Here is an 8,536-nt window from a genome sequence, read left to right as displayed (position 1 = left end):
TCCAGGCGCCGGACCAGGCGCAGGGCGCGGTTGATGTCGGCGGTGTGCACCCCGGCGGCCAGGCCGTAGGTGGCGTGCTCGGCCAGGCCCAGGGCCTCGGCTTCGTCGTCGAAGGCCTGCACCGTCAGCACCGGGCCGAAGATCTCCTCGCAGACCGCCGGATTGCTGTTGTCCAGGCCGGTCAGCAGGGTCGGCTGGTAATAGGCGCCGCCCAGGCCATCGAACAAGCCGCCGCCACAGAGCACCTCGGCGCCGGCCTGGCGCGAACGCTGGACGATGCCGTCGATGCGGTTGGCCTGCTGCCGGGAAATGATCGGCGACAGCGTGCTGGCCGACGACCAGGTCGGCCCCGGGCGCAATTGTTCGAAGTACGTCCGCAGGTGCTCGACGAAGGGCTGCATGATCGAGCGTTCGATCAGCAGCCGCGAACCGGAGACACAGACCTGCCCGGCGTTGCCGGTAATGGCCATGGCCACGGTGCGCGCGGTCCTGGCGATGTCCGGCACGTCGGCGAACACCAGTTGCGGGCTCTTGCCGCCCAGCTCCAGGGTCACCGGCTTGGGCCCGACCAGGGCGCAGGTGGACATGATGCTCGAACCGGTGGCGGTGGAGCCGGTAAAGGTCACCTTGGCCACCCGCGGATGGCGACACAGGGCATCGCCAGTGACCCGGCCGTCGCCCTGTACCACGTTGAAGATGCCCGCCGGGATCCCCGCTTGCAGCGCCAGTTCGGCGAAACGCAGGCTGGAGTACGGCGTCAGTTCCGACGGCTTGAGCACCACCGCGTTACCGGCGGCCAGGGCCGGGGCGACTTTCCACGAGGCCATGCTCAGCGGGAAATTCCACGGCGCGATGGCGGCGATCACCCCATAGGGTTCGGCGATCTGCATGCCCAGGCGGTCGGTCTGGGTGGCGGCCAGCGAACCGCCGTGCTTGTCCGCCAGCTCGGCGAAAAAGCGGATACCTTCGGCGACATAAGGAATGTCCCAGGCGATCACGTCCTGGTGCGGGCGGGTCGAACCCACGGCCTCCAGCGGCGCGAGGATCGCCGCGTCTGCTTCCACCAGGTCGGCCCAGCGCCGCATCACCCGCGCCCGCTCCCGGGGCGGACGGCTGGCCCAGTCGGAGCGGGCGAAGGCCTGCCAGGCGTTGTTCACCGCCTCGTCCACCCATTCGGCGTCGGCGATCGGCAACTGCCCGTAGGCCTGGCCGTCCGACGGGCGCAAGACTTCCAGCCCGGGCGCGGCGTCGCGGTACTGGCCGGCGATGAAATGAGCGCTGCGCACAGCGACAAGACGAGGATCGAAGCTATCCATGGAGCACTCCACTAAAGGCGGCAATAAGGTCGGCGAAGGCCGGTCCGGAAGGTGAAAACCAGGCCTCCATCCTAGGAAAAAAGCGCAAGCATTTGCTGCCGACCTTATGCCCCTTTTAAGTAGTTACTGTGGTCTGCCGGCCGCTCTTTTAGGGATTCTGCCGAATCGCTGCCGGGCTCTTGCCAGGTCTCGGCGCAGATGGGATACAGACGCATCGCCGCACAGCAAAGCCGACGATCGCGCTTATCTTTTCCACGGAGTCTTGCCATGTCCGCCACCCCTCGCCCTGCTTATGTGTATCGCCCGATGACTGTCGCCGACCTGCCGGCGGCCCACGCCCTGTCGGTGCAATTGAAGTGGCCCCATCGCCTGGAAGACTGGGCGATGTTGCAGCGGGTCAGCCAGGGCTTCGTGGTGGAAGACGGCGAACGCCTGATCGGCAGCGCCTTCGCCTGCCTCCAGGGTGACTACGCCACCATCGGCCTGGTGATCGTCAGCAACGACTACCAGGGCCAGGGCATCGGCCGCGCCCTGATGGAAAAGGCCCTGCACGCCTGCGGGTCGCGCACGCCAATCCTCAACGCCACCCTGGCCGGCGCGCCGCTGTATGCCAGCCAGGGCTTCGTCGAGTTCGGCATGATCCAGCAGCATCAGGGCCAGGCACAGGCGCCTGAGGTCGGCTCCCTGCCCGCCGGCGAAAGCTGCCGGCCGCTGCGCAAGGCCGACCGCCTGCGCCAGCTGAGCCTGGCCAACGCCGGCAGCGGCCTGGACCGCCAGCAGGTACTGGAAGACCTGTTCGCGGTGGTCGAGCACGGCGTCGGCATCGAGCGCGACGGCCAGTTGCGCGCCTTCGCCCTGCTGCGGCCGTTCGGCCGTGGTCGCTGCATCGGCCCAGTGATTGCAGAAAACCCCGAGCAGGCCCGGCAGATGATCGCCAGCCTGCTGAGCAAGGTTCCCGATGCCTTCGTGCGCATCGACATTCCGGCCGACTGCGGCCTGGCCGACTGGCTGCAAAGCGCTGGCCTGAAACAGGTCGACCAGGTCGCGCAGATGGCCCGCGGCACTCCGCCTCGGGCGCTTGGCGGCGTTCGCCAGTTCGCCCTGGTGACCCAGGCCATCGGCTGATCCACAACGCCGCGGGCGCCCGCCGCGCGGCACCTTTTCCACTTCCCAGAGAGTCATCTGTATGTCCACACCCGCCGCTTTGCTGCTGGCAGGCGCCGACGGTCACTTCGACGCCAGCCTGTTCACCCCCGCTGCCCTGGGCAGCCACGACCCTTTCGGCGCCGATCGGCTGGTCGCCTACAACGGCAGCGACGGGATTGCCGCCGGTGTCGTGCGCACCAGCGCAAGTTTTGCCATCGAGGATTTCCCCCACATCGAAATGCTCGTGGTGCACGCCGGCAAGGTGCTGCTCTACAGCGCCGGGCCGTCTGCGGAACCAGCCCTGGAACTGGCCCCGGGCGCCAGCGCGGTGATCGGCCGCGGCAGCACCTTCAAGCTCGAGGCCGAACCCGGCACGCTCTGGGCCTTCTGCGCGGTGAAACGCGCCGCCGCGGGCGCCGAACCGGGCCTGACGCTGCTTGACCCGCGGGCCATGCTCTCGCCTTCGGCGGCCCCCGAGCCGCAGATCCTGATCGGCCCGGAACCGCAATGCCGCTCGCGCAACGCCTTCGAGGACGACACCTGCGACCTGCGGATCGGTGTCTGGGACTCCACGCCTTACCGCCGCCATGGCCGGCCCCACAAGCTCCATGAGCTGATGCACCTGGTGGAAGGCAGCGTGACCCTCGAGGGTGCGGATGGCAGCCGACTGACCGCCGGCCCCGGCGCTACGCTGTTCGTTGCCCAGGGCACGCCCTGCGCGTGGCACAGCACGGCCTATGTGCGCAAGTTCTATGCGGTGAAGTAACGCCCGGCACAAACGACAACGGCGCCCAAGGGCGCCGTTGTCATATCGGGCGAAAACCGCCCTGCGACTCAATCGTCATCGTCGTCATCGTCACGGTCGCGACGATAGCGCCCGTCCTTGTCCCGCCGGTCGTAGCGGCGGTCGTAACGGTCGTCGTCATGATCGCGGTCGCGGTAGTAGTCGCGGTCATAACGACTGTGGTCGCGCCAGCGGTCATGGTCGCGATCGTAGCGCCGGCCGTCGTCCCAATGGGGGTAGCAGCCACCCAGCAGCAGCGTGGAGCAAAGGGTCAGGGTGAGTGTCGCGAATCGCTTCATGGGAAGTGTCCTAGAACCTGGGTCAGAACGATGGGTTGGCAAAGCAGCCCGGCAACGCGCCGGGCCCTGTGCGAACCGGCGGCGCCGGCGCCTGCAACCCCCCATGTGACTGTAAAACCAGAGATTTATTCGATCCTGGCAAGGCACTGGCGGACCGACGGTCATGTCTTGTCCCATGCGAACGGTCACGCCTGCTCAATGGGAATTCCTGTCCCACAGCCAGTTCCACAGCCCCGGCAACCGCACCGGCTGCTCGCTGCTGCTGACGGTGCGGGCCATGACCGCCCGTTGCAGCGCCGCGGTATCGTCGTAGAACGGCTTGGGCGCGGTCCGAAGGCCATTGGCCTGAGCGCTGTCGAGCAGGATCTGCAGGTATTCCCGGGTATGCCGGGCGGTGTAGCGATTGAGGTCGTGGAAGGTCACCACCACCGGGATCGCTCCGTCCACCGTCGGCAACTGGCCCAGGGCAATGCGTTCGCGCACCTCCGACAGCTGGCGCAGCATGTTGGCCCGGCGCCGTGGGCTGGCGTTGAACCCCCAGACCTTGCCGTCGTTGGCGCTGAGGTCGGTCAGCAACACATGCAGGCCATGCCGTTGATAGGCGGCGAAGGTGCGCTTGTCGTAGTTCCAGAATGGCGGGCGCACCAGGTTCGGCGGCACGCCGGTGATCAGCGCGATATCGGCGCTGCCGTCGTTCAGGGACGTCTCCAGTTCCTGCGGGTCGAGCGAGCGATGGTTGGTGTGCCTCGGCGTGGCGGTATGAAAGCCCAGCACATGGCCCTCGGCGTGCTCGCGGGCCATTATCCGCCGCCCGATGTCGCTGCCGCCGGCCCGCGAGGCGCGGGTCTGGACGAAGAACACCGCCTTGATCGCCGGTTGCAGCGGGTTGTCGAGCAGGTCGTCGAGTACCCGTTCGGTCGGGTTATAAAGGCTGGAAGCGCTGGGGCCGTCGTCGAAGGTCAGCAGAAAGCGGATCGGCGCCTGAACGCGCAAGCGTTGCTCGGTCTGCGCGGTCATTTCGATGGGGGCAGCGATGCAACCGGCCAGGCCGGCGGCGAGTAGCACTGCGCAGAGAACCTTGAAGCCTCGTTTCATGTTTTGCCCTGTGTCGGACCGTTGCGGTCGTCACCTCAATGGCAAAAATCCCTCGCCCATGGATCCCTCGCCCGGCCTGCACGCAGCGCCGGGCACAGCTTGGAGGGGCAACCAGGGTTTTGGTTCCGGGGCGCCCGGTTTCAGGCCGCCGAGACGTTCATACCGCAGCGCCTTCGCACGGCCGCTGCCAGGCCTGTTGCAACAGTTCGATCACCTCCTCGTCCGAGGTCTGGGCAAAGTCCGCATAGCCGTTGCCGATCGACACGAACCACAGCGGAGTGATCGGGCAGATCAGCTCGTCGACCTCGAAACTCAGGGTGTCCACGGTTTCCTGCGGCGCCAGGGGCACGGCCACCACTATCCGCGCCGGGTGCTGCAGGCGCGTGGCCTGGACCGCGGCGTGCATCGAGGCACCGGTGGCCAGCCCGTCGTCCACCAGGATCACCACCTGGCCACGCAGGTCGGGCGCGGCCCGGTCGCCGCGGTAGACCCGATCGCGGCGCTGCAATTCCTGGGTTTCTCGCTGGGTCACCGCTTGCAGCGCGGCATCACCGATGTGATGACCGTTCAGGACGTCCTGATTGAGGATGCGGATGCCGCCGCTGGCGATGGCGCCCATCGCCAGTTCTTCATGACCGGGCACGCCGAGCTTGCGCACCAGCATCAGGTCCAGCCGCACCTCCAGGGCCCGGGCGATTTCCCAGGCCACCGGCACCCCGCCCCGGGGCAACGCCAGCACGATCACCTCGGGCCGGCGACTGTATTTCTGCAACGGCGCGACCAGCCCCTGCCCGGCGGCCTGGCGGTTGCGCAAGGTCATCTGCAATGACGGATATTCGCTCATGTCTCACCTCCCCAGGCGCCCGGCTACAGCGCCAGCAGGCTGCAGGGCAGCTGATACAGCGCGTGCTCGGTGGTACTGCCCACCAGTTTCTCCAGGCCCTCGCGATGCACACGGCCCATGACCAGCACGTCGGCCTGGTTCTCGGTGACGAAATTGGCCAGCACCGTGACCGGCTGCCCAAGGATGAAATGCCGCCGTTCCTCGGGCACGCCGTAGCGCTCGGCGAGTTCGAGGAAGGCTTTTTCCAGGGTGACCCGCAGTTCCCGGGTCAGGTCCGCCAGCACCAGGCCACCGCCCCCGGCATCGCCCAGGTAGACCGACGACACGTCATAGGCGTGCAACAGGTGCAGCTCGGCATTGCACTGCAGGGCCAGGCTGTTGGCTTCGTGGATGATCCGGTCGTTGAGCCCGTTGTGCTGGTACTCCGGCCGCGACGGGTCGACCGCCGCCACCACCATTTGCGGCAAGGTATGGCCGTGGCGGCCCATCAGGTACAGCGGTACCGGGCACCGGCGCAGCAGGTGCCAGTCCATCGGCGTGAGAAAGGCGCGTTTGAGCGCCGGTTCGTGCTGCACGTCCTTGATCAGCAGGTCGGGCTGGATTTCCGCGACGTGCTGCAGGATTTCCTCCAGCAGGTCGTCGGCCCAGGTCACCTCGCCGTTGACCGTGACGCCATGGCCACGCAGCCGATGCACCTCCTCCTGCAACCAGTTCTGATGTTCCAGGCGATAACGTTCGCGCGCCTCATTGCGCACGTGGTGCTCGAACAGGGAAAGAATCGACACCGGCTTCAGCAAGGCCGCGATATGCAGAGTCGCGCCGCTGGCCTTGGCCAGGGCGGCTGCACGCGGGATCGCCGGGGATTGGCGCATTGCCGGGTCGATGACCAGCAACAAGCGTTGGTACTGGCTCATGGCGCACCTCCAGATAGGCTGGACGCCCACGCCGGCCACCGGCGCCTCTTTATAAACGCCGGTGCGTCAACGCCGGATCGAACGCCAGCATGACTTCAGACTTCCCACTGACAATGCGCCCGTCGCGGCGTTACGGCAAGTGCGTCCAGCGTCGGTGCAGACCGCGGGCCAGGCTGTCCAGGGCAAAGCCCAGGGCGCCGATCAGCAGCACCATGGCCATCAGTTCCGAATAGGCCAGGCGGTCGCGGGTATCGAGGATGAAATAGCCCAGGCCGGCGCTGACGCCAAGCATTTCGCAGGGCACCAGGACGATCCACAAAATGCCGATGGCCAGGCGCACGCCGGTCAGCACATGGCCCAGCACCCCGGGCAGGATCACCTTGCGCAGGGTTTCCCAGCGGGTGGCGCTGAGGCTGCGGCTCAGTTGCAGCCAGCGCGGGTCGAGCTGGCGCACCCCGGCCGCGGTGTTGAGCAGGATCGGCCAGACCGCGGCGAAGGCCAGCAGGAAGTAGATCGGCTGGTCCCCTACCCCCATCAGCATCACCACCACCGGCATCCACGACAGCGGCGAGATCATCCGCAGGAACTGGAACGCCGGGGTGGTGGCCGCCTCCAGGTGGCGGTAGCTGCCAATCAGCAGGCCCAGGGGCACGCCGACCAGCAAGGCCAGGGCCAGGCCAACCAGGATGCGCTTGAGGCTGACCAGCACATGCTCGTACAGCTCGGCGCGGCCCAGCAGTTCCAGCAGGCTGGCCAGGGTCGCCGCCGGCGAAAAGCGCGCCGCCAGCCCCTCGGTGCTGCCGAACAGGCGCACGCCCAGCCACCACAACAGCAGCAGGCACAACAGCCCGCCCACGCCCAGCAGCCAAGGCAGGTTCGATGCGGATCGCTTGGCCATCAGAGGCTGAACTCCTCGCTGCGTTCGAAGCTGTCGGGCAAGCCGAATGCCTTGAGCCCGCCGACCGACGCGATGGCGTTGCGCACGAAGCGCTCGTCCACCAGGTCGCGGGCGGTGTGCTGCGGGTCGAGGCTGGCCAGGAAACCCTTGTCGCCTTCGATCAGGGTGTCCTTGAGGCGCTTGACCAGCTCCTCGGTGTAGCTGGGGAACGGGTACGGCTGAAAGTCGATGCGCTGCTCGTCCCACTGCGCGTGCTGGATCGCGCCGTCGGCCAGGTATTGCTGGCGCTCGCCGGCACTCGGCGCCAGCACCCGGCTCAGCACCTGCGGCGCATGCGGGGTGTAGCGGTTGGCGCCGTCCCGGGACAGCAGCCGGGCCGCCTCGGCGCGGTTGTCGCGGGTCCACAGCTGCGCCTTGACGATGGCGTTGACCACCTTCTGCGACCATTCGGGGCGGTTGTTCAGGTCCTGCTCGTGCATGAACACCACGCAGCAGGCGTGGTTGCGCCAGATATCCCCGGTAAAGCGCTGCACCCGGCCGACCTTGAGTTCCTCGGCCAGGGCATTGAACGGCTCGGCGACGATGTAGCCGGCGATGCGCTTGCTGGCCAGGGCCGGCGGCATGTCCGACGGCGGCAGCACCAGCAGGTTGACCTCGTTGGCCGCCAGCGGGCTGCTGGCCGGCCGGCTCACCGGGGTCAGGCCGTTGTCGCGCAGCAGTTGCTGCACCACCACGTTGTGAATCGAGTACCAGAACGGAATCGCCAGCGCCTGCCCGCCCAGTTGCCGAACCTCGCTGATGCCCGGCGCCACCGTCAGGCCGGAGCCGCCAACGTGGTTCCAGGCCACCACCTTGGCCGGCACCTTGCTGCCATAACGGGCCCAGACGGTCATCGGCGACAGCAGGTGGATCACATTGACCTGCCCGGAAATGAACGCCTCGATCACCTGCGCCCAGCTGCGCAACAGCACCGGGCGCTCGGAGCGGATGCCCTCGGCCTCGAACAGGCCGTTGTTATGGGCCACCAGCAAGGGCGTGGCGTCGGTGATCGGCAGGTAACCGATGCGCACCGGCGCGTCCGGCTCCGCGGCGGCGCGGGCCTGCAGGCTACCCAGCAACGGCAAGGCGCCGCCGGCTGTGAGCAAGGCGCTGAGTTTGAGGAAGTCGCGACGGCTGTGAGTGAAGTCATCCAGGCACATGGTGTATCTCCGACAATTCGGGCAAGGGTTTGGCCGCGATC

Annotated in this window: 9 protein-coding genes; 2 read left to right on the top strand and 7 right to left on the bottom strand. The window is 67.4% G+C overall.

The genetic code is table 11. The annotated features are described in order from the left end of the window. A partial coding sequence (locus PVZ80_RS06780; protein WP_273863578.1) for an aldehyde dehydrogenase family protein occupies positions 1–1,316 on the bottom strand: 1,316 nt, incomplete at its 3' end. 267 nt (positions 1,317–1,583) lie between these two features. Here PVZ80_RS06780 and PVZ80_RS06775 point away from each other — a divergent pair. Next, positions 1,584–2,441, top strand: a complete 858-nt coding sequence (locus PVZ80_RS06775; protein WP_124355081.1) for a GNAT family N-acetyltransferase — start codon at positions 1,584–1,586, stop codon at positions 2,439–2,441. A gap of 61 nt (positions 2,442–2,502) precedes the next feature. After that, the gene (locus PVZ80_RS06770; protein WP_041983640.1) at positions 2,503–3,228 is read left to right on the top strand and encodes a cupin domain-containing protein; all 726 of its coding nucleotides are present in this window, start codon (positions 2,503–2,505) and stop codon (positions 3,226–3,228) included. 68 nt (positions 3,229–3,296) lie between these two features. Here the strand turns inward: PVZ80_RS06770 and PVZ80_RS06765 are convergent, their stop codons facing one another. The 6 genes from PVZ80_RS06765 to PVZ80_RS06740 form a co-directional block, all read right to left on the bottom strand. Next, on the bottom strand, positions 3,297–3,545 hold the full coding sequence (locus PVZ80_RS06765; RefSeq protein ID WP_041983638.1) for a hypothetical protein: 249 nt from the start codon (positions 3,543–3,545) through the stop codon (positions 3,297–3,299). 195 nt (positions 3,546–3,740) lie between these two features. Further along, on the bottom strand, positions 3,741–4,640 hold the full coding sequence (locus PVZ80_RS06760; protein WP_028684093.1) for a polysaccharide deacetylase family protein: 900 nt from the start codon (positions 4,638–4,640) through the stop codon (positions 3,741–3,743). Between the two features lie 157 nt (positions 4,641–4,797). Beyond that, the gene (locus PVZ80_RS06755; protein WP_038632651.1) at positions 4,798–5,484 is read right to left on the bottom strand and encodes a phosphoribosyltransferase; all 687 of its coding nucleotides are present in this window, start codon (positions 5,482–5,484) and stop codon (positions 4,798–4,800) included. Between the two features lie 23 nt (positions 5,485–5,507). Further along, positions 5,508–6,398 (bottom strand): universal stress protein, encoded by an 891-nt coding sequence (locus PVZ80_RS06750; RefSeq protein ID WP_016705147.1) that lies wholly within the window; start codon positions 6,396–6,398, stop codon positions 5,508–5,510. A gap of 130 nt (positions 6,399–6,528) precedes the next feature. Next, on the bottom strand, positions 6,529–7,296 hold the full coding sequence (locus PVZ80_RS06745) for an ABC transporter permease (RefSeq protein ID WP_124313635.1): 768 nt from the start codon (positions 7,294–7,296) through the stop codon (positions 6,529–6,531). Next, positions 7,296–8,495, bottom strand: a complete 1,200-nt coding sequence (locus tag PVZ80_RS06740; RefSeq protein WP_273863577.1) for an ABC transporter substrate-binding protein — start codon at positions 8,493–8,495, stop codon at positions 7,296–7,298. The genes PVZ80_RS06745 and PVZ80_RS06740 overlap by 1 nt, the downstream gene beginning before the upstream one ends. Positions 8,496–8,536 lie beyond the last annotated feature (41 nt).

The sequence above is a fragment of the Pseudomonas sp. B3G-3 genome (assembly GCF_028640915.1).
GTDB lineage: Bacteria > Pseudomonadota > Gammaproteobacteria > Pseudomonadales > Pseudomonadaceae > Aquipseudomonas > Aquipseudomonas chlororaphis_I.
The sequence above is the reverse complement of the archived record's forward strand: the minus strand, read 5'-3'. Positions and strand labels throughout refer to the sequence as shown.

Excerpts from the sequence above, each read along its gene's own strand:
- PVZ80_RS06775 (WP_124355081.1), top strand. The coding sequence starts at position 1,584 with ATGTCCGCCACCCCTCGCCCTGCTTATGTGTATCGCCCGATGACTGTC.
- PVZ80_RS06770 (WP_041983640.1), top strand. The coding sequence starts at position 2,503 with ATGTCCACACCCGCCGCTTTGCTGCTGGCAGGCGCCGACGGTCACTTC.
- PVZ80_RS06765 (WP_041983638.1), bottom strand. The coding sequence starts at position 3,545 with ATGAAGCGATTCGCGACACTCACCCTGACCCTTTGCTCCACGCTGCTG.
- PVZ80_RS06760 (WP_028684093.1), bottom strand. The coding sequence starts at position 4,640 with ATGAAACGAGGCTTCAAGGTTCTCTGCGCAGTGCTACTCGCCGCCGGC.
- PVZ80_RS06755 (WP_038632651.1), bottom strand. The coding sequence starts at position 5,484 with ATGAGCGAATATCCGTCATTGCAGATGACCTTGCGCAACCGCCAGGCC.
- PVZ80_RS06750 (WP_016705147.1), bottom strand. The coding sequence starts at position 6,398 with ATGAGCCAGTACCAACGCTTGTTGCTGGTCATCGACCCGGCAATGCGC.
- PVZ80_RS06745 (WP_124313635.1), bottom strand. The coding sequence starts at position 7,296 with ATGGCCAAGCGATCCGCATCGAACCTGCCTTGGCTGCTGGGCGTGGGC.
- PVZ80_RS06740 (WP_273863577.1), bottom strand. The coding sequence starts at position 8,495 with ATGTGCCTGGATGACTTCACTCACAGCCGTCGCGACTTCCTCAAACTC.